The sequence below is a fragment of the Rhodococcus sovatensis genome (assembly GCF_037327425.1).
Classification (GTDB): domain Bacteria; phylum Actinomycetota; class Actinomycetes; order Mycobacteriales; family Mycobacteriaceae; genus Rhodococcoides; species Rhodococcoides sovatense.
This window is the reverse complement of sequence record NZ_CP147846.1, coordinates 858,137-878,303: the sequence shown is the minus strand read 5'-3', so window position 1 is coordinate 878,303 and position 20,167 is coordinate 858,137. Positions and strand designations below refer to the sequence as shown.

Below are 20,167 nucleotides of genomic sequence, written 5' to 3'. Positions count from 1 at the left end.
GCGCATGGGTGCTGCACGTGAGGACGGGCTCGATGTCCCAGGGTCGGATGTCACTCGGCCTGATGTCCAGGCGTTCGATGTCGCCGTTGCGGATGCGTGGCAGCGGTTCGAGACGAACCTTGCCGCCTATGTCGCGGCGATGCCGACGGGGACGTACATCACCATTTCCTCGGCGCAGGCGTCTCACGGCCAACGCGGCCAACGTCCGTACGTCGACCTGGTCGCAGTCGATGCGGAGCAGGTCTTGGGAGTCGCGGCACTTCCCTCGTACCTCTACCCGGATGCACCGGATTCCGACTCTGCCGACCGACGACTGCACGGCCTCGGATGGTCGGAGCCAGGAAGGCCGACTCTCGATGGGACGGTGATGGACTTCGTCATCGATGCTGCCCCCGACGAATCAGATTTCCTCGCCACAGTCGCTGTCGCCACGTTCCGAGAAGTCTGGAACATTCCGCACCCGTCATTCTTGACCGCGTGGGCAGTCGGCAAGGGCACGAACAACGACGGGCCGGTTCCACTTGCCCACGCCACCACCTCGACCGGACACTCGACGGAGCCAGATCCTCCTATCGGGCTCCGCTCGCTGCATGCATGGTGCGAACTGGTCGGCGCCAAGGTGGATCCGTCCACCGTGCACTCCGTGTGCGGCGAGGAGGACTTCGACGATCTGCGTCGTCACGCAACCGCGCAGGGGCACTATTGCGCGGCAAGGTCGATCCGGTACTCACGCGAGGGTGCACGAGCGGCGGCGCGGGTGTGGAGGCAGCAGGCACGATCGTGGAACGACACTGCTGAGAGCCTTCGCGACGCTGCGGCGGTTCACAGCGGCTCCTCGTCACGGCAGGATCGTCCGGCGAAGTCCGCTGGCGCGTAAGACCTGGCGTTCCACCCCCGCCCGGACTGCCTCATCGGTCCCGATTATCCGAACGTGCTTCCGAGCCCGCGTGATCGCGGTGTACAGCAATTCTCGGGTAAGCAGGGAAGACGCGTGTTCGGGCAGCATCACCGACACAGTGTCGTACTGGCTGCCCTGGCTTCGGTGGATCGTCATCGCGTAGACCGTCTGCACAGACGACAGCACGTTCGGGTGTACGAGCAACGGCTGTGTCCCACGCTGGAATGCGGCCATGAGCGAACCACCTCCGGTGTCGACCACGACTCCGGTGTCGCCGTTGTAGATTCGCGCCTCGTGATCATTCGCAGTGACAAGCAACGGTTGCCCCGGATACCACTGAGCCGAGTCGAGAAACGCTCCCGAGGACTCTCCTACCCACTCCATCGCACGACGCGCCCAGGTCTGCACTCCGTGTGGGCCCTGGCGGTGGGCGCACAGCAACCGGTGGGATTCGAGACCCTCGAGAGCCCGAGCCGCGTCGCCTTCCCTGGCTGCCGCGGTCACCGTGGCTGCCGTCGTCAGGATGTCGCTGTGAAGCGCGACAAGGTCCGTCGGCGAATGGAAGGACAGTTCGTCGTGGTCTCCCTGCAGCAACTCCATCACACGATCCGAACGCCCGTCCCGAACGGCGATGGCCAGTTCGGCAATCATTCCTCCGAAACGCCGTCCGCGTCGCAGGCGCACGACGCCACCGCCGAGTCGTTCCCGTTCCGCCGATGACAACGCGGATTCGTTCGGATCGTCCTGCGCACCGAGGTCACCGACGATCAACGCGTCGAGATCGGGGTTCGATGCACTGCGCACAGGGCGCGCGACCAGATCTGCAAGTACAGCGCCGGCGTCGACAGACGTCAACTGATCCGGGTCACCGACCAGAATCAATCGAGTCTCCGGGCGAACGGCCTCGAGCAACCGGCACATCATCGTCAGCGAGACCATCGAAGTCTCATCGACCACGATGACGTCGTACGGCAAACGATTCGACGCGTTGTGCCGGAATCGGCTCTTACTCCCTCGCTGCCACCCCAGCAATCGATGCAGAGTCATGGCGACGAGCCCCGGCGGCAACCCGAGATCACTGGATTGCTCGGCCACCGATTCCTGCAGTCGCGCAGCCGCTTTGCCCGTCGGCGCGGCCAGTCCAATTCGGATCGACGGACCGAGTTGACGCGCGAACATTGCCAGTACCCGCGCAACCGTATGCGTCTTTCCGGTACCGGGACCACCTGCGATCACCGCAGTCCACGACGTTGCAGCCAGTGCAGCGGCAATGCGTTGCCGGTCGGGCGCCGCTGTCGGTCGGTCCGAATCGTCGACGAACAGAGTTTCCAGCAGCGCGCGCACCGACTCGATGTCGACGTCGGGATGAGTAGCCTCGCGGGAGTCGAGCACCATCCGAATAGTTCGCTCCTGCAGGAAATATCGGTCGAGGTAGAGGAGCTCACCTTCGTCGGTGTCGACCAGTCTCAGTGGTTTGAGCGGCCCACGCTGACCGCCGGTCACCAGTGGGCTGGCGCGGAGCGCGGCAATGACCTCGGGGAGTTCGGGCCACGGCAGCGAATCGATGTCGACATCAGACTCCTCGTCGACGGTGACATCGCGTAGGCGCCGCAAATCCAGACACACCGAACCCGATCTGACCGCGCGGACGGCGAGCGCCGCTGCGAACAACACTTCCTCGGATGTCTCGCCACCGAGCGCACCGAGTCTCAATGCCACATGTACGTCCGCGGCGGCGAGAATCCCGACTTCGTTGAACGTCCTCAGCCTTCCGCGGGCACGTTGCACCAGCTGCGATGCGATCATGAGGTCTCGATTCCGGCGAGCACGTCCGACACGTCGGTGACCAGCTGTGACGGCGGATACCAGTCGAAGACCCCACAGCCCGGCGGGGTCTTCGGTCCGACCATGCCCCGGACGAAGTGGTACTGCACGCCACCGAGGTGCACCTGCGGGTCGTACCCGGGCTGGCGCCATCTGAGGTAGCGATGCAATGCGACCGCATAGAGCAGAGCCTGCAGCGGATAGTGCGAACGCAACATCTCCTGCGCCATCCGGTCCCGGGTGAAGTGCATGACCGTCAGGTGTCCTCGGGACAGTCGGTTGGTCTTGTAGTCCACAATCACGTAGCTAGGAGTGAAGCCTGCGGAATGACCATCGGAGCCAGGAGTGGAACCAGCTGGTATGCGCAGCACGGAGTCGATGCTGCCGGTGAGATAGCCGCGCAGCGGCTGAGATTCGAGGACCTCGAGCTGGTCCGCGTATGGGCGCAGTGCGTCGTCGGCGGGGAGGTGCTCACGCAGCAGCCTGGCGATTGCTTTCAGGGTGACGGCCCGCGATACCGGGTGATCTCCGCCGGCCAGGGGCAGTTCGAAGTCCAATTCCGCAAGGTGATCGGACGGCGCGATGTCTGCAAGTGTGCCGAACCCCAAGGGTGTTCGGAGTACCGGAAGCAGCGCGGAAGCCAGTGCACTCGGATCGATGTCTGCCAGCCGTTCCTCGATGGCGTCGGTGCACCTGCTCAGTAGTTCCGATTCCAGGTTCGGTGCCGCGGTGTCGAGGTGTTCGAGGACCTCGTGCACGAGCGTTCCGAACGCGGCGCCTGCAGGCAAGCCGTTCATCGGTGACGGGATGCCGTCCAACTCGTCGTCGATCGGGGGTGCTTCGTCTGGCTCGTCGTCTTTCTCCGGGCGTTCAGGTTCGCTGGTGACACCTGGCCCGTCGTGCGCGGCTGCCGTCAACGCTGAATACGACGTCCTACGCCACAGCATGTCGAGTGAGCGGCGGAACGACGCTGCTTCCAGCGCCGTCTCGGTGGTCTGGAGATATTTCTCGATCGGTCGTGCGCGCGTCACACCGCCCTGCTCGATGGATATGAGGCAGCCGGCCGGTGATGCCCACGCCTCCAACTGACGGACGGCAACGGCGTCGTCTGGCACCTTGATCTTGTCCTCCGGCTGCACGGAACCCTTCGCCCTGCCGAAGAGCAATCGGTGAAGCGGCGAAACAGAAGTGGAGTAGGACGGCGCCCACCACAGCACGACCTGGCATTGTGCGCGGGTCAGTGCGACATAGAGCAGACGTAGTTCCTCCCCTGCTTCCTCGGCGTCCCGCACCAACTTGCGCGCGGCATATCCGTTGCCGGTCCTGCCACCGACGTCGAGGACTCGCTTGCCGTCCTCGTCGTGCAACAGCAGAGTGCTCGGGTACGGGTTCTTCGCGGCATCCCACGCGAACGGAACGTAGACAACCGGGAATTCGAGCCCTTTACTGGCGTGCACTGTCGCAATCTGGACGGCCGCCGCATCACTGTCGAGCCGCCGGCTGCGATCGGCCACGCTTCCGGATGCCGGATCCTCCACCCGGTCGGTAAGCCAGCGTGTCAACGCACTTGGTCCGAACGATTCTTCGACGGCTGCGCGGTTGAGGAGTTGAGCGAGGTGACGAAGATCGGTCAGCTGACGTTCGCCCGCGCGTTGCCCGAGCAGGCGCGCTTCCAGGTTCGATTCTGCAGCGACCTTTTCGAACACCGCTGCGAATCCGGCCTGCGCGAATAACACCGCATAGTCGCGAAACAGGGTGCTGACTTCGGACACCGCGTCGTCGCCGCGCTCGTCGAGTGACTCGGCCGTGTAGCCGAGAAGCGGTGTCAGCGCGGCGAGTCGGACGCGATCGCCGCGATGTGGCTGTTCGAGTGCGTGGAGAAACCACAGCCACTGCATCGCACTCGGCGTTTCGAAGACGCTGGATCCACCAGCGAGAACCGAGGGAACGCCAACCTGATCGAGTGCTGCGCGTACCAGCGCGATCTGTGCACGTGTCCGTACCAGTACGGCAACGTCACCGGGTGTCACCACTTGTGAGTGACCAGGCAGGTTCAGCCCGGTGCCGGATTCGAGCAGCTCGACGATATCGGCCGCGAGATCGTCGGCGACACGTTCGCGGAGTGCACCTACGGCAGGAAATCCCGACTTGTTCAACGGCCCAGCACCGGTGCGGGGAAGAGTGCGGAGCCTCAGCGGTGGTCGATCGGACATTCGCGACGAGGCGTGGGTTGCACCTACTGGGTGGGCGACGATGTCCTCGTGTCCCAATGCGGCTCCCGCATAGACCGTTTCGAGCGCTTCGAGCAACCCGGCGTCGCTACGCCAATTGGTGGTCAGTTCGAGGTGCCGGTCGGCTAGCGCTACGGCGTCGAGATAGCTCAGGACCTCGGCGCCGCGGAAGGCGTAGATCGCCTGTTTCGGATCACCCACCAGTAAGAGCGTCGAGCGTCCGTGAAACGCTCGGCGCAGGATTTCCCACTGCAGCGGATCGGTGTCCTGGAATTCGTCGACGAGAACCACCCGGAATCGGTCGCGGACACGTGCGCAGGCAGATTCGCCGTGTACGGGATCGAGCAAGACTCCATGCAACAGGCTCAGCAAATCATCGAAGTCACGAACCCCGGCGGATCGCTTGCGTCGCCCAACTTCCTCGCGCGCCTCGGTCGCGAAGAGCACGCGGCTACCTGCCTCGGTGTTCTCGTCGGACTCGGGAACGAGCTGTGCCTGCCGATCACGCACGGCTTCGCGGGCGACCTGGCGTGCGTCGGACGGACCGATCGGAGGGCCGAAGTCCGAACGTCCGTACCGGCGCAGGTAGATGTCGTCGACGACCTCGTCGATCACATCGTCGACGGCTTCGACGAGGATTGCTTCGGGTTCGCGTTCGCCTGCGATACCAAGGCCGTCGAGCATGCGTTGACAGAAGCTGTGGGTAGTGGCAATCGTGCCCGAGTCGAATTCCGACAGCGCCCGGGTCAATCGGACCCGGCGCAGGGCAACCTCGTCAGCTGGTGCCGCCGCCAAGTGACGGACCAACGGATCGGTCGAGTCGGAACTCGCGTCGGCCAATGCGGCCTCCACCTCGGCGAATCGGCTCCGGGTCCGTTCGCGCAATTCCTGGGTGGCTGCGCGCGAGAACGTCACCAACAGCAATTGCGACACCTCGGCGATTCCTTCGGCGACATAGCGGGTGGCGAGACCGACGATCGCGTAGGTCTTACCGGTTCCCGCACTGGCCTCGAGCACGGTAGTCCCGGTAGGCAGAGGTCCGAGAAGGTCGAAATCAGTCATGGCTGGCCCTCCGTCTCGGCGTCGAGCAGTGGCGCCCAGAGGCTGCACGCGAGTATCCCGAACAGGGTGCTTTCCTCACCCCACCGGGGATATCCCTCGCCGCCCGGCGTGCTGCTGATGTCGGCGAACGGCGCCGCCGCGCCATGAACGTAGACAATGCTTCGGTCGTGGACGTCGCCGAATTTGTCCGACCACTGCCTCTCCGCAGCCTCCATGGACTCGTGCTGAGGCGTGCCACGAAAGCGTCGCTCCGCGTACGTCGCCGACGCAGTCGGCCCGACAGGTAGGACCTCCGACAACCCCAGATCACGGAGTTCGACGAGCTTGTCGAGCTGAGCCAACGCGTCGACCGGGGCCGTGAGGGTCGATCGCCACGCAGCACGACGCCCCGTCCCACGGCCTGTGGTCACGGCCTGCCACGTTCGCGAATCGTCCTGGGACGCTGCAGCGAGCAACCTCACCCACGCCGCCAAACGATGTTTCGGAGCGAGGCGGGAATACGACGTACGGGCGATCGTCGCGCCGTGAATGCCAGCGACAGTTCCGGTAACTCGCCGGCCGGACGGTAGAACCACCGAGATGTCGCGCACCTCGGCGGGACCAGCGTGGACATCATGTGAGACATCGACGAGTGCCTCCACCGCTCGGGTGATGTCCTGCAACTGCGTCTCCCCGAGCTTGAAGGGCGGCAGCGTGCCTCGGCGCCATTCCGCCGCACGGAAGTCGGCGATGTCTGTTCCGCCTAGTCGTTCTGCGAGCATGCGATCACCGATGTCCCACTTCTGCAGGCCGTCCAGCTCGACAGTCAACGAGTCCGACACGTCGTCTCCTGCGTCGGGAATACGAATTCCGAGCCGCTGCCGTAAGAACGCTGCGATCGGATGCTCGACGAACGCAATCAGGTCACTGAGTTCGACGTCACCGGTCGGCGACGTGGGTAGAGGCTCCGGCAGGAATGCAGGCGCAGCAACGGGATTCCTCTCGCCTGCGCGAGCTCCTGCGAGCGCCGCGCGATCGTAGCTGAACGGATCATCTGGATCGAAGTTTCGAGAGTCGAATGGCTGCAACGGATGTCGAGTGACAATATCAGCGTCCGCGGTAGTGCGCACGACGTCGAGCAGTTCGCTGAGCGGTATGGCCGGAGGCTTCACGGCGCCGGACACCGGATCGGCGCCGGTGTAGAACAGCAGTAGTTTCTCGCCGGCCGACATTACTGCGTCGAGCAGCAGTTGACGGTCCTCGCTCCGGACGTCACGCTCCCCCGGGGCGGGATCGCGCGTCAGGATGTTGTCGCCGTCCTCGCTGCCCGTGCGAGGAAATACCTCGTCGTCGAGACCGAGTAGAACCACGACCCGATGCGGCACCGATCGCATCGGCACCATCGTGCACACCGTCAACTCACCTGTCCTGAAGTTCGCTCGTGACGGTCTACCCGCCAGGGCGTGCGTGAGCATCGCGCGTACGTCGGCAAGGCGAAGTGCCGTCTCGTCGCCGTGCCGGGTCGCCTCCTCGATTTCGCGAAGTGCTTGTGCCCGTTGCCATGCGTCTGCCGCACTGGTGTCGGTGAGCAGGTCGAGCGAGCGCACAAGCGCGGTCCGCCACTGTTCGACAGTCTGGGGCCCCTGCAGATCACGGACGACGACGGCAAGTCGATCGATGAACTCGGCGAGCCTGCCGGCAAGATCGATATCGTTTCCATCGACGTCGTCGACCGGCAATGCCAGATCGAGCCATTCGTGGGCGCTCTCGTCGGCAGCAACACCGAGCAGCAACCGGTCCACTGCGAAGTTGAACGTGTTCTGCGCGAAGTCCCCGAGGCCGAAACGCGTGCGCTGGCGAGAATTGATACCCCACCTCGCGCCGGACACCTGGGTCCATTCGCGCAGCCGCTCCAGGTCGTCATCGTCGAATCCGAAGTGCATCCGAACCGGTTCGGATGCAGTCAGGTCCAGCACCTGGCTTGCCGTCACACGTCCCACTGCCAGATCGAGAAGCGTTGCTACCACTGCCAGTATCGGGTTGGTACGGCGGAGGCCCCGATCGGCGAGCCGCACTCGGAGTTCGTGGCCGGGATGCCCCAGGCCACGCTGCCCGAAAGCCGCCCGAATCAGCGGCGCATACGTTTCCACATCCGGGCACATGACCAGCACATCTCGCGGTTCGAGCGTCGGGTCCTCATCGAAGGTGCGCAGCAAACATTCACGAAGAACCTCCACTTGACGTGCGGATCCATGGCACGCATGCACGGCGATGCTTCCATCGGGTTCGACAGCCTTCGTCGGTGTCCTCGCGTGCATGATGTCCGACTGGATACGGCCGAGAAGTGTCTCTGGAGCTGGCTTTTCGTTTTCCACCGTGTGTACCGTCTCGACGGCGAGTCCGAGAACGCGTGTCTCGAGCTCGCGGACGTCGCGCGCGAGAGAAGACAGCAATGGATGTCCCAGGGAAACCGCCGCACCGTCGTCGTGACGCCGAACAGTGGTCGGGCGATCGGACAGCTGATCCCACATGTCCGCGCTCGGGTGCGGAATCCACAGGTGCACATCGCGATTCCGGGCGATCGCGGATACGACGCGCAACTGATCGGTTGTCATACGAGTGGCGCCGAAGATCGACAACCGCTCCGGCAGATCACTCAGGATCGACGGATCATTCTCCAGTGCAGCGCAACTGGCCTCCAGACGTTCCGCAGGACTGGGATGGCCGATGCGGGCACGAACTGCCCGCCACACTTCGGCCTGCCAGAGAAGGTCCGCGGGCAGTGGCCGGCCGAGCCCATCCATATCGCGCCCTGCAGCCCACTCGGTAAGCATCGACGGCCGATCGGCTCCGTACCCGCGGAAGAGATCGGTGAGGTGCGACGCAGTGGACCACCGCCGGCCCGCGCGGTATTCGTCGGTACCGTGTCCGAGGTGCGTGGCCAGAACGGAACACCACGGTTCGTTCATCGACTCGTCGACGATCGCCAGGATCGTCCACAGCATTCGTCCGGGGGACCATGGCTCGTCGGCCGGGTCCAGGTTCTCCACTGCCGCCAGCGCGCGTCCGACGAGCACCGTGGGCGACGGAAAGTCGATGTTGGCGGAAATGCCGTCCGAACGGGCCGTGCCCGCTCCTTCGGTCCCGAGCGACATCGACAATGTCTGAGTCAACCAGCGTTCGACGCCGCGAGCCGGTACCGAGATCACTTCGGGGGTGAACGGGTCCGCCAGAGGCGTTGCCAACACCTCGGCCAACGCCGTTGCCAACGCGCTCGCACGTGCCGCGCGATGAACCCTCAGAACCAACTTTGCTCCCCCAACGCTCGTACCGAAGTTCGATTCCCCTGACCCTACTCGAGCCGACCGACACCTCTCGCCGTCCAACTCACGCATTGCGAATGAAGTCCACGCAAAGTCCAGTTCGCATCGTCGACAACTTGGATGATTCCAGCTAGTGCCCCAGGCGATACAGGCGGTGGAACAGTGACTACAGAGGTACTCATTGCAGGCGCAGGACCGATCGGACTGACGGCGGCGATAGAGTTCCGACGACGAGGCATCGACTGCCGCATCGTCGATCCGTTGATCGAACCGCCGCAGTATGCGAAAGCGGTTGGAATCCAACCGCGGACGCTCGAGGTGTTCGAGAACATGGGCGTCTTGAAAGCCATCCTGGACGCTTCGACGATGATGCGTGGACAGATCGCCTTCGAGAACGGGGTCGAGGTCGGGCGAATCGAGCTGACGCTTCCCCCTGATGTTCCCTACTGGTTCGCAGGCCTTCCTCAATACGAAACCGAGCGAGTCCTCGCCCAGCGGCTGGCCGAGCTCGGTACCGTCGTCGAGCGCGGAATCGGTCTCGCGTCGTTCGAGCAGGACGACGAGGGCGTGACGGCAACCCTGAGCGACGGATCGACGGCCGTCGTCCAGTACCTTCTCGGCTGCGATGGTGCCCACAGCGTCGTCCGAAAGACCCTCGGCCTGACGTTCGAGGGCGGGGCGTTCGCCGAGGGATACATGCTCGGCGACGTCGAGGTCGACTGGTCGCAGCCTCCCGGGTACGGCATTCGGAGCACCCGCAAATCAGACGACGGTAGCGCCGACGACGGCCTGGTCGCGATACCTCTTCCCGGCCGCGGTCGATACCGAATGTCGATGCTCGTACCACCCGAACTGACCACTCCTCCCCCGAGTTCCGGCGATGGAATCGTGCACGGTTTCACCGCGGGCCCCGCTCCCGAGCTCCATCACATCCAGGCCGTTCTCGACCGCCTTTCCCCCGAACCGACCACGGCGTCCAACTTGAGGTGGTCGTCGGTCTTCAAGATCAGTCACCGCATCGTCGACGCCTACGGCCGAGGTCGCGTGTTCGTCGCGGGCGATGCGGCCCACATTCATCCGCCGACCGGGGCCCAGGGAATGAACACCGGCATCCAGGACGCGCACAACCTCGCGTGGAAGGTGGCGCTGGCTGTTCGTGGCATTGCGGCGCCCGGATTGACCGACACGTACGACGCCGAGCGCAGGCCAGTTGGAGAAGCGGTGGTCGGGATGACGGTTCGCAATGCCCGAGAAGGCATCGGCGCCGGTGAGAGTTCCTTCGAGACCGCGATGCGTCGTCAAGCACAGTTGTTGATCTCGTACGCACCCGGGCAACTCGTCGGCTCCGTCGACGAGGCCTCGACCGTGGTTCAGCCGGGTGAGCGGGCACCGGACGCACGAGGGCTGCGTCGGGATGTCGTGGCATTTCCTCTGCGACTGTTCGAGCTGTTCACCGGGGTGAATCACACGCTGCTGCTGTGGTCCGACGGTGACGTCTCGCAGGCCGAGGAGTTGTCCGTCCACGCTCTCGATGCGGCACACGGCTTTTTAGACGTCTACTTGATAGCCGCAGAGCACGTTGATTCGACGCTACCCGTCATCGTCGATTCCGACGGTGAGTTCAGGGCGGCCTACGGGGTCGAGAGCCCGACCGCACTCGTCGTACGCCCGGACGGTTACTTAGGTTTCCGGCAGTCACCGGGCACCACCGCGGAACTGGTCGGCTATTTGAAGGGAACGTTTGCCTGAAATACCGCGTCCGATGAGTTTGCCCGAGTTCGCCGGTCCACCTGTAGGAACAGTTTTCCAGTGGAACGGATGTGCTCATGGCTTTCGAACATGTACTCGCAGTGATGCCGGTGTCGGACATCGACCGGTCGAACACCTGGTACGAACGACTCTTCGGACGGCGAGCCGACAACAACCCGATGCCTGCCCTCGTCGAATGGCAGGTCACCGACCGTAGCTGGGTACAGGTGACCGTCGACGAGACACGCGCTGGGTCGGGCCTACTCAACTTCGCCGTCGACGACCTCGAGGCACAGATCGCCGATCTCGCTGGACGTGGCATCCACTCTGGCGAGATCGTCGAGGCCGACAAGGGAGTGCGACTGTCGACGGTCGAAGATCCCGACGGCAACTCGATCACCCTCATCGGCGGATTCCGTATCGACTATTGAGGTTCGCACACGTTCATACGCAACGGTATTGGGTGAGGCACGTCTCGCCGCTTCGTATGCCGAGATCGACCGCACGATCGGTCTCCGTCAGGCCCCGCATCCGGGCGACGGTACAGGGAGTAGTGTCAAGTAAGTGATGCCACTCCTGACCAGTCGACGGTATGTCGACCTACGTCTGCAGGCCAGCGCTATCTGTCGGTGACCGTTTCGACCCGACGTCACATTCTCTGATTCGAGGGCGTTCCTCGACATCTCTTCTTTTTTCGAAAGGCATGTTCATGTCTGCGCCCAGCGCTACCCGTAGTTCCCGTGTGCCCATATGGGCAACATCATTCGGGCCACAGATCGTTGCCGGATTGATTCTCGGTGTCGTCCTCGGTCTCATCGCACGCTCGATGCCTGACGCGGCCGACGGCAGCGACAATTGGCTGGTCGGCACCGTAGCGACGATCGGTTCGAGCTACGTCAAACTACTGACAGTGGCGGTAGTTCCGCTCGTATTCACCGCGATCGTGTCCTCGATCGCGAACCTTCGACAGGTCGCCAACGCTGCTCGCCTGGCGGTGCAGACGCTGTTGTGGTTTGCAATCACTGCATTCATCGCAGTGATCATCGGCATCGTCATCGGGCTCGTTGCACAGCCAGGCTCGCGGACCGGCGTCGAAGCAACGGAAGCGAAGGACCCGAGCAGCGTCGGGTCGTGGTGGTCCTTCCTGACAGGGTTGGTGCCGAACAACTTCCTCGCGCTCGGATCGAAGACCTCGGTGGCCACGGAGGTGGTCGACGGCACAGCAACCAGCACCGCAACCACGTCGCTGAGCTTCAATATTCTGCAGCTTCTCGTGGTCGCAGCTGCGATCGGCATCGCTGCCCTCAAGATCGGGGAGAAGGCCGAACCCTTCCTCACGTTCAACGCGTCACTTCTCGCAATCGTCCAGAAAGTGCTGTGGTGGATCATCCGCCTGGCACCCATCGGCACCGCTGCGTTGATCGCCAACGCCGTAGCAACCTACGGATGGGATGCGATCGGCTCGCTCGGTGTGTTCACCGTCGCCATCTACGTCGGCCTCGCGATCGTGTTCTTCGTCGTGTATCCCATCATCGTTCGCGCACATGGCCTTTCGGTCTGTCAGTTCTTCTCGGGTGTATGGCCTGCCACCCAGCTCGGATTCGTGTCGCGTTCGTCCATCGGTACTCTTCCGCTGACCGAACGAGTCACCGAGCGCAACCTCGGCGTGCCCCGAGAGTATGCATCGTTCGCGGTCCCGCTCGGCGCGACGACGAAGATGGATGGTTGCGCTGCAATCTATCCCGCTATCGCAGCAATCTTCGTCGCACAGTTCTACGGCGTATCGCTGACGTTCACGGACTACCTTCTCATTGTCGTCGTCTCGGTCATCGGGTCCGCCGCAACAGCAGGAACCACCGGCGCGACCGTCATGCTCACCCTCACCTTGTCGACGCTCGGCCTGCCTCTCGCGGGCGTCGGTCTACTCCTAGCAGTCGAACCGATCGTCGACATGGGACGGACTGCGGTCAACGTCACCGGCCAGGCGCTCGTGCCGACCATCGTCGCCAAGCGCGAAGGAATACTCGACGAGGTTCGGTACAACAGCCCCCGCAACGGCGATCCGTTCAGCGACGACGAGGATGCCGATCCTCCAGCCGCGCGGGAGCCGCAGTTGTCCAGTTAGACAACTGGTCCAGCTCACTCCACGCCGCCCAACAGTGACCGAACGACTCATTCGGTCACCACCACGCCCGCCCGCGCACCTTCCAGCCCACGCTCGAGTTGCAACCCGCGCACTCACTGGAAGGTGCGCGGCGAGCTCGTCGGGCAAGGAGGCTGGCACCGGATTCGCGCACACCGATGAGAGCCGCCGCGACAGGGCAGCCATTAGGCTGACGGTCATGGGATCCAAGGGACCGGCAAGTCGGGGACAGAAGCGAGCAGCAAAGGCCAAGGCTCGTCAACGGCGTCAGCAGTCTGCCCCCGTCGGTAGTCAACATCCCACGTTCCCCGCCGGAGTGCTCGAGGATTTCGCCGAATGGCTCGTCGGACGCGAGATGGGTGAGCACGCCGACCGCGTTGTCGGCCTTGTTCGCACCACGCTGACGCAAATCGACCGGGCGAACCCGGGTTTCTCGGTGACATCGTGGACCCCGAACGATGCCCACTTCATCGTCGACACAGTGGAGCGGATCGAGGAATCCGATGAGGAGAACGGCGCTGCGGCCGCGACCAATATCGTCATCACGTTGCTGGAGTTCTTGACGTTCCTCGACGAGACGGATACCTGGACAGGGACCGACGAGGACTTCGCGCACTGCATGGAGGACCTCACCGACTTCATCGACAACGACCCGGACGTGCTGGATCCGGAAGACATCGAACTGCCCACCGTGAGTGAACACGACGAATTGGCAGCCCTGTCCGCGCTACCGCTCATCGCCGGTGTCGCAGAACTTGTCTCGCGTGTCGGGGCACGAGGGCTTCCTCTGTCCCAGGTCCCCGAGCTGTCCTCCGCACTCGAAGACAACGACCACGTACACACCGATCAGCGCGCGGACATCGCCACGCTGGACTTCTGGGCAGCAGCGTTCGCCGCTGATGTTCTCGAGTCGGACGGAACCGACGTCGTACCGGGATCCGCCGTCGACGGATTCTTGTCGAGGTCGGTCGAGAACCTGCGCACCGTGGTGACCCAACACATCAGGCATCAGCTCAGCCTCAGCGAGGTCGACATCTCGATGGCCCTGTCGAACACCTTCGCAGTACAAACTTTGCTCGCCGCGATGACCGAAGACCTCCCTGTCGACAACGCCGACGAGGACTACGACGGCCTCGAGGGCGAGGATCTCCGAACAGCTCAGCTGATCGACTACCGCATTCGCTCGTTGCAGGAGCAGGGAATTCTCGTGCCCGAGGGCGACGCCCTTTCCGTGCCGGTTCCGCTGCGCCCGGCCGTCCACGCCGGCGTCTCTCTCGCTGAACCATTCGGCGACTACGACCCCGAAGGCGACCTCTGAAGCCTGCGGGCACATAGAAAGACCGACAGGTATGTAACGACAGACCCTTCCTGAGCGACATTGTGATCGGACTTCCGCAACGTTTCTCGTGGTGCAGACCACGCCCGCCGGAATCCCGCTGGAGCCCTCGGTCTATCGAATCTGTTGCCACGGTGCTCACGCGCCGCATCAGTATCCGATCTTCAGGACACCCGATGACAGACCCACTTTCGCAGCCCTACGTCTTTCCCGGCGCACAGCGTCCGGAACCTTCCCGTCCGTTGTTCGGGAAGATCATCGGCTGGTCGGCCCTTGTGATCGGTCTGCTGATCCTGCTGGGTTCTCTCGTAGACTTTTCACTCACCGGCGTCGTAGTCGGTGTATCTGCCGCGGCGGCGGGTGGTGCGTATCTGTTCGGCAAACCCTCTCGTGGCCGAATCATCTGGGCGACACCTGCCCTCGCCACGCTCCCTGCGCTCGTTGCGTTCGGGATCGGCGGGGGTCCGGCCGAACGCGAGGAGGCTCCTGCGCCCGCAGCTTTCGCTGCCCCGGCAATCGCCGACGTGTCCACGACGACTACCACCACTGCAACTACGACCACCACTGCAGCGGCGACCACAACGGTTGCACCGACTCCAGAAGCCGTGACCGTCTACGCGCCGCCTCCGCTGACCACGACGCAATATGTACCAGCGCCTGCCCCTGCGCCGGTGTACATCGCCGAGCCGGAGCCCGTCTACGTGCCACCTGCACCCGTTGTCGCCGAGGCGCCCTCGTTCGTAACTTATGAAAACTGCGATGCCGTGAGAGCAGCGGGCGCTGCACCGATCTATGTGGGCGATCCGGGGTACAGCATCAAACTCGACCGTGACAGGGATGGCGTCGGCTGCGAGAAGTAGACGCCCCTCGACGAAGTGGACTCGGCAAACCCGCTACGTTTCGACGTCTATGGGCGCGGAACAGTTCGCTGGAACGCGGCGAGGATCGATCCAAGGATCGCCAAGGGAACAGCGATGTAAAGCAAACGCCAGTAAGAGATCGAGGCCCAATTCTCCAACCCTACGATCGACAGCCCGACGAGTGCCGCGACGGCACACCACGACACCCACTTTCGCATTGCCAATGCGGCCACCACAGGCGGTGTCGCGAGCAACAGTCCCACGACGACCAGCGGCCATACCCCCAAAACGTCGACGGCACGGTCATCGCACCGATAGAAGGATCTGCTTTCGCCTATCTTCGAGCACTCCAAAGAGAAGTCGGCCATCGACGAAGAAGCCCCGCCCCACACGGAGAAGGCGAAGGCGACCACAGCGAGTGCCCACCAGATTGCTCTCGTCATGCCAGCAGCCTAGTAACCGTGGCATCGGACGTCGGCCGGGCATTCGACCTCACGCATCGCTTCTCACGTTTCTGTCCGACCCTCGGCGCCAATGACGTGATTTCGCGCGTCTCACCCAAGCGGACAGGCAGTCGATACCAGGTCAGTGCAGTATCCACAAGAAAGTTTCAGTTTCACTTCCATTTGGTGATACTTCGAGTTACATTAAACCTATGTTCGCACCACGTAGGGAGAAGCGATGACAACGACGTCAGTAGATCAGAGGCGCTCGATCGACACCGACGCGGAGACAGAGCAGTACAACGAGACTCTGCGACTGCTGTCCGAGGGCTCGGTACACAAGCATTTCGATCCATACGTAGACATCGACTGGGAGTCGCCCGAGTTCGCGGTCACTGCGAACGACCGACGGTGGATCCTCCCGTCCAAGACAGATCCGATCGGCGGACACGCCTGGTATCAGGCACTCCCCGAGGACCAGCAGATCGCCATCGGCATGTGGCGTCAGGCCAATGTCGCGAAGGTCGGTCTGCAGTTCGAGAACATCCTCATTCGCGGGATGATGCAGTACGTCTTTTCGTTGCCGAACGGTGATCCCGAAGCACGCTACTGCACCCACGAGTCCATCGAAGAGTGCAACCACACTCTGATGTTCCAGGAGATGGTCAATCGCGTCGACGCCGATGCGCCGGGTATGAGCCGTCCGATGAAGATGCTCTCCCCGATCATTCCTTTGTTCGCAACGCTCCTTCCCGAGCTCTTCTTCGTCGGCGTCCTCGCCGGTGAGGAGCCGATCGACCACATCCAGAAATCCGTACTGCGGTCCGGTGAGGAAATTCATCCGATCATGCAGGGCGTCATGGCTATTCACGTGGCTGAGGAAGCTCGCCACATTTCCTTCGCGCACCAGCTCCTGCGTCGCCGCGTTCCGAAGATGTCCAAGATCGGCCGGTTCTTCCTCTCGCTTGCATTCCCCATCACGATGCGAATCCTGTGCGATGTCATCGTCATCCCGCCGAAGAAATTCTGGCAGAAATTCGATATTCCGAAATACGTCAAGGACGACTTGTTCTGGGGTACCGAGGAATCGCAGCACACCCTGCAGGACTACTTCGGCGATGTGCGCATGCTCGCAAACGACACCGGCATGATGAATCGCGCCGCGAAGCTCGTCTGGAAACTGTGCGGAATCGACGGCAAAGCTTCGCGCTTTCGTAGCGAGCCTGATCGTAGCTCCAGCCAGTTCGCAGCCTGATCCGTAATCCACAGCGCCAGTTAGCTTCATAGCAGCGCCTGCCGTCAGGAATCGACATGCCCCACGTTGTCACCCAATCATGTTGCAGCGACGCGTCGTGTGTGTACGCGTGTCCTGTCAACTGCATCCATCCGACACCGGACGAGCCGGACTTCCTGACGGCAGAGATGCTGCATATAGACCCAACGTCCTGCGTGGATTGCGGCGCCTGCGTATCGGCGTGCCCAGTCGATGCGATCGTCCCGAAATCGAAACTGACCGACGCGCAGCTCCCGTTCCTGACGATCAACTCCGACTTCTACAAGCAGGAACGTCCGGACCGGCCGCTGCTGGCACCGGTGTCGCCGGCACCCGTCGTCACGAAGGAGCGGCAACCTCTGCGCGTCGCGATCGTCGGATCAGGGCCTTCGGCCATGTATGCCGCGGACGAGCTGCTCACTCAACCCGGTGTGAAGGTCGACGTCTACGACCGACTCCCTCAGCCACATGGTTTGGCACGTCTCGGCGTTGCTCCCGACCACGAGAAGACGCGGCAGGTCTCGCGGCTGTTCGATCAGATTTCCGCGCAGTCCGGGTTCGAATTCCACCTCGGAGTCGAGGTCGGGACAGACATCACTCACGATCAACTCCTCGAAAACCATCACGCGGTGGTCTACGCCGTCGGCGCATCGAAGGATCGTGAGCTGACCATTCCAGGCGCCGATCTGCCGGGGCGAGGGTCTGCCACTGATTTCGTTGCCTGGTACAACGGCCATCCCGATCATGCGCACCGCCGATACGACCTGTCGCACAAGCGCGCGATCGTCATCGGCAACGGCAACGTGGCACTCGATGTCGCGCGGATTCTGACGATCGATCCGGATCGCCTCGTGGGCACGAACGTCCCTACTCATGCCCTGAAGGCACTGCGGGAGTCGAACATCGAAGAAGTTCTCGTCGTCGGCCGCCGTGGCGTAGCCCAGTCCGCCTTCACGGTGCCCGAATTCGCAGGCCTACTCGCAACTCCGGGCATCGACGTCTCGATGTACCGCGATGAGATGATGCTCGACGCTGCCACCGACAGGTTGGCCGAAACAGACGATCTACCACACGCAGCTGCGCAGAAACTGAACCTGCTACGCCGCGTGGACGAAATCTCAGGCAACGATCACAGGCGAATCGTGCTGCGATACCTGCTCTCCCCCACATGCGTCCGCGGCGAAACTGCAGTCACAGGAGTCCAATTCGATCGCATGACTCTCGCAACCACGGCAGACGGCACGGTCCAGTCCGTGCCGACCGGCGAGGTCGAGACGGTCGACGCCGGCCTGGTCCTCACCTCGATTGGATACCGCGGCGTCGCACTGCCTGGAGTTCCGTTCGACGACCGCCGCAGCGTCATCCCCAACGACGACGGTCGTGTACTCGATGCGCCCGGCGGAGATGTCGTTCGAGGCACGTATGTGACGGGCTGGATCAAGCGTGGGCCGTCGGGCTATATCGGCACCAACAAGTCCTGCGCCCAAAGCACTGTGCTCAATCTCGTCGCAGACTTCAATGCCGGCCTGCTGCCGGACATCGAGAACGCGTCCGAGCGGCGCAAGCCCTGGCGTCGCCGTCGGTGAGTGGTTGTCGGCTCCGCCTCCAGTGGCACGGTTAAGTGCACCATCACCTACTTAACCGTGCCACTGGGCGCGGAGCGCCCGAATCTTGCGAACGCCGTACAGCCCTCACGAGTGACGTCAGCTCCACTCGCCCCGGAGAACGTGTCGGTCCCACTTGATACAACAGACCGACACCGACTCCAGCACCCCCTCACTGGGCGTCGGCCCATACTCGACGAGGGGAAACATGAACGTTCACGCTTTGACTCGCACGATGGACGCTGATCGCCTGATGTCTGCGGGGGTTCTATTGGCAGCTGACCCGATGACGTCGGGCGCTGCGCTGAGACGATTCGTCGATCAGGTCGTCGAACTGGAATCGAGACGATCATCGGCAAGCATGGACGGCCGTTGCACTACGTACGCGGATTCCGTGTTGTCGGAGATTTTCGAACGCGGGTGGCAACCGGCCGAACTGATCCACGTCGTCAAGCGACGAATCGACAAATACGCCTTACCCTTGCTCGAGGCGCTGATCGGATCGCACTCCAGGCGCACACTCGCACTGACCAATGCTCCTGACGAGTGGCGCGGTCAATTGCTTTACCTTGCAATCGATCCGAGTACAGACCTCGTTCACTACGGAAAGGTCTCGCGGGCGGACCCGCGAGCGTTCTGGCTGAACCTGTTTCGACTACTGGCTCAGCTGCGATTGCTCCCGTCCTTGACCGTCATCGTTCCACTGCCGTCACAATGGAGTGCCCGTAGATCCGCGGAGTCTTCCCATCGCCCGGATATCAAGACCCTGAACAAGATCCGCTCGCTTCTCGCGAAAGCCGAGTCATCGACATTCAGCGAGGAATCCGACACGTTCGCCGCGAAGGCCCAGGAGTTGATGACTCGGTATGCGATCGACAGTGCGGTCGTCGATGCAGCCGAAGGGTCGAGGCCGGACGCGATGGTAGTGACGCGTCGAATCACCGTCGACAATCCCTACGCCGATGCAAAAATGCAACTACTGTCGAGCGTTGCGACGACCAACGGCGCCAAGACGGTGTGGTACAAGAAGTTCGGCTTGATCAGTATCACCGGTATGCCCGTCGATCTCGATCTGTGCGAACTCCTGTACACATCGCTGCTCGTGCAGTCCGCCCGAGCACTCGACCACGCGGGAACGGATCCCGCCAGTCGCTCCCGAGGGTTTCGACGAGCGTTCCTCCTCGGCTACGCCTGGCGGATACGGGAACGACTGGCGGAAGCCCGCGCACGAGCCGATCGATCGGCCGGCCAGACCTATGGTTCCTCGTTGGTACCGATTCTCGCCGAGCGAGATCGCGCGGTCACAACGGTTTTCGAAGATCTGTTCCCGAAACTCGGGACCGTCAAGATCAGCGTCTCGGACAGCCGGGGTATGAGCCTGGGACGGAAGGCAGCCGAACGTGCCGACCTCACCGGTGGGCGCGAGCGGATCGAGGAGTAGC

13 protein-coding genes are annotated in these 20,167 nt (G+C 63.0%); 9 read left to right on the top strand and 4 right to left on the bottom strand.

All coding sequences use genetic code 11. The features are described 5' to 3' along the window. The first annotated feature begins 4 nt into the window (after window positions 1-4). A complete protein-coding gene (locus WDS16_RS04145; protein WP_338890721.1) occupies window positions 5-877 on the top strand; it encodes a TY-Chap domain-containing protein in 873 nt (290 codons plus the stop codon). Here the strand turns inward: WDS16_RS04145 and recD are convergent. Genes recD through recC form a run of 3 tightly spaced genes read right to left on the bottom strand, consistent with a single transcriptional unit; the run spans window position 839 to window position 9,302 of the window. Further along, entirely contained in the window at window positions 839-2,704 is a 1,866-nt protein-coding gene (recD, locus tag WDS16_RS04140; protein WP_338890719.1) for an exodeoxyribonuclease V subunit alpha, read from the bottom strand. The genes WDS16_RS04145 and recD overlap by 39 nt on opposite strands. Continuing rightward, the gene (locus WDS16_RS04135; protein WP_338890718.1) at window positions 2,701-6,015 is read right to left on the bottom strand and encodes a UvrD-helicase domain-containing protein; all 3,315 of its coding nucleotides are present in this window, start codon (window positions 6,013-6,015) and stop codon (window positions 2,701-2,703) included. The genes recD and WDS16_RS04135 overlap by 4 nt, the downstream gene beginning before the upstream one ends. Beyond that, the gene (gene recC, locus WDS16_RS04130; RefSeq protein WP_338890716.1) at window positions 6,012-9,302 is read right to left on the bottom strand and encodes an exodeoxyribonuclease V subunit gamma; all 3,291 of its coding nucleotides are present in this window, start codon (window positions 9,300-9,302) and stop codon (window positions 6,012-6,014) included. Before recC ends, WDS16_RS04135 begins: the two co-directional genes overlap by 4 nt. 135 nt (window positions 9,303-9,437) lie before the next feature. Here recC and WDS16_RS04125 point away from each other — a divergent pair, with 135 nt between their 5' ends. The 5 genes from WDS16_RS04125 (at window position 9,438) to WDS16_RS04105 (ending at window position 15,405) form a co-directional block, all read left to right on the top strand. Beyond that, window positions 9,438-11,066: an FAD-dependent monooxygenase gene (locus tag WDS16_RS04125; RefSeq protein ID WP_338890715.1), complete on the top strand. Its 1,629-nt coding sequence runs from the start codon at window positions 9,438-9,440 to the stop codon at window positions 11,064-11,066. 77 nt (window positions 11,067-11,143) lie between these two features. Then, a complete protein-coding gene (locus WDS16_RS04120) occupies window positions 11,144-11,497 on the top strand; it encodes a VOC family protein (protein ID WP_338890713.1) in 354 nt (117 codons plus the stop codon). Window positions 11,498-11,775: 278 nt separating this feature from the next. Further along, window positions 11,776-13,191 carry a dicarboxylate/amino acid:cation symporter gene (locus WDS16_RS04115; RefSeq protein WP_338890712.1) on the top strand — a complete coding sequence of 472 codons (1,416 nt, stop codon included), beginning with the start codon at window positions 11,776-11,778 and terminating at the stop codon, window positions 13,189-13,191. A 217-nt stretch (window positions 13,192-13,408) separates the two neighbouring features. Continuing rightward, the gene (locus tag WDS16_RS04110) at window positions 13,409-14,527 is read left to right on the top strand and encodes a hypothetical protein (RefSeq protein ID WP_338890711.1); all 1,119 of its coding nucleotides are present in this window, start codon (window positions 13,409-13,411) and stop codon (window positions 14,525-14,527) included. 194 nt (window positions 14,528-14,721) lie between these two features. After that, window positions 14,722-15,405: an excalibur calcium-binding domain-containing protein gene (locus WDS16_RS04105; protein ID WP_338890710.1), complete on the top strand. Its 684-nt coding sequence runs from the start codon at window positions 14,722-14,724 to the stop codon at window positions 15,403-15,405. A gap of 47 nt (window positions 15,406-15,452) precedes the next feature. Here WDS16_RS04105 and WDS16_RS04100 read toward each other — a convergent pair whose 3' ends face one another. After that, window positions 15,453-15,848: an ABC transporter permease gene (locus WDS16_RS04100; RefSeq protein WP_338890708.1), complete on the bottom strand. Its 396-nt coding sequence runs from the start codon at window positions 15,846-15,848 to the stop codon at window positions 15,453-15,455. Between the two features lie 238 nt (window positions 15,849-16,086). Here WDS16_RS04100 and WDS16_RS04095 point away from each other — a divergent pair, with 238 nt between their 5' ends. The 3 genes from WDS16_RS04095 to WDS16_RS04085 all read left to right on the top strand — a co-directional run bounded on the left by WDS16_RS04095 (window position 16,087) and on the right by WDS16_RS04085 (window position 20,166). Continuing rightward, window positions 16,087-17,103 (top strand): diiron oxygenase, encoded by a 1,017-nt coding sequence (locus WDS16_RS04095; protein ID WP_338890706.1) that lies wholly within the window; start codon window positions 16,087-16,089, stop codon window positions 17,101-17,103. Between the two features lie 56 nt (window positions 17,104-17,159). Then, on the top strand, window positions 17,160-18,707 hold the full coding sequence (locus WDS16_RS04090) for an FAD-dependent oxidoreductase (protein ID WP_338890704.1): 1,548 nt from the start codon (window positions 17,160-17,162) through the stop codon (window positions 18,705-18,707). Between the two features lie 226 nt (window positions 18,708-18,933). Then, a complete protein-coding gene (locus WDS16_RS04085) occupies window positions 18,934-20,166 on the top strand; it encodes a DUF2786 domain-containing protein (protein ID WP_338890702.1) in 1,233 nt (410 codons plus the stop codon). Window position 20,167 lies beyond the last annotated feature (1 nt).

Bases quoted from the DNA above. Each gene is read 5' to 3' on its own strand.
- WDS16_RS04145 (WP_338890721.1), top strand. From the start codon at position 5: ATGGGTGCTGCACGTGAGGACGGGCTCGATGTCCCAGGGTCGGATGTC.
- recD (WP_338890719.1), bottom strand. From the start codon at position 2,704: ATGATCGCATCGCAGCTGGTGCAACGTGCCCGCGGAAGGCTGAGGACG.
- WDS16_RS04135 (WP_338890718.1), bottom strand. From the start codon at position 6,015: ATGACTGATTTCGACCTTCTCGGACCTCTGCCTACCGGGACTACCGTG.
- WDS16_RS04125 (WP_338890715.1), top strand. From the start codon at position 9,438: ATGATTCCAGCTAGTGCCCCAGGCGATACAGGCGGTGGAACAGTGACT.
- WDS16_RS04120 (WP_338890713.1), top strand. From the start codon at position 11,144: ATGGCTTTCGAACATGTACTCGCAGTGATGCCGGTGTCGGACATCGAC.
- WDS16_RS04115 (WP_338890712.1), top strand. From the start codon at position 11,776: ATGTCTGCGCCCAGCGCTACCCGTAGTTCCCGTGTGCCCATATGGGCA.
- WDS16_RS04110 (WP_338890711.1), top strand. From the start codon at position 13,409: ATGGGATCCAAGGGACCGGCAAGTCGGGGACAGAAGCGAGCAGCAAAG.
- WDS16_RS04105 (WP_338890710.1), top strand. From the start codon at position 14,722: ATGACAGACCCACTTTCGCAGCCCTACGTCTTTCCCGGCGCACAGCGT.
- WDS16_RS04100 (WP_338890708.1), bottom strand. From the start codon at position 15,848: ATGACGAGAGCAATCTGGTGGGCACTCGCTGTGGTCGCCTTCGCCTTC.
- WDS16_RS04095 (WP_338890706.1), top strand. From the start codon at position 16,087: ATGACAACGACGTCAGTAGATCAGAGGCGCTCGATCGACACCGACGCG.
- WDS16_RS04090 (WP_338890704.1), top strand. From the start codon at position 17,160: ATGCCCCACGTTGTCACCCAATCATGTTGCAGCGACGCGTCGTGTGTG.
- WDS16_RS04085 (WP_338890702.1), top strand. From the start codon at position 18,934: ATGAACGTTCACGCTTTGACTCGCACGATGGACGCTGATCGCCTGATG.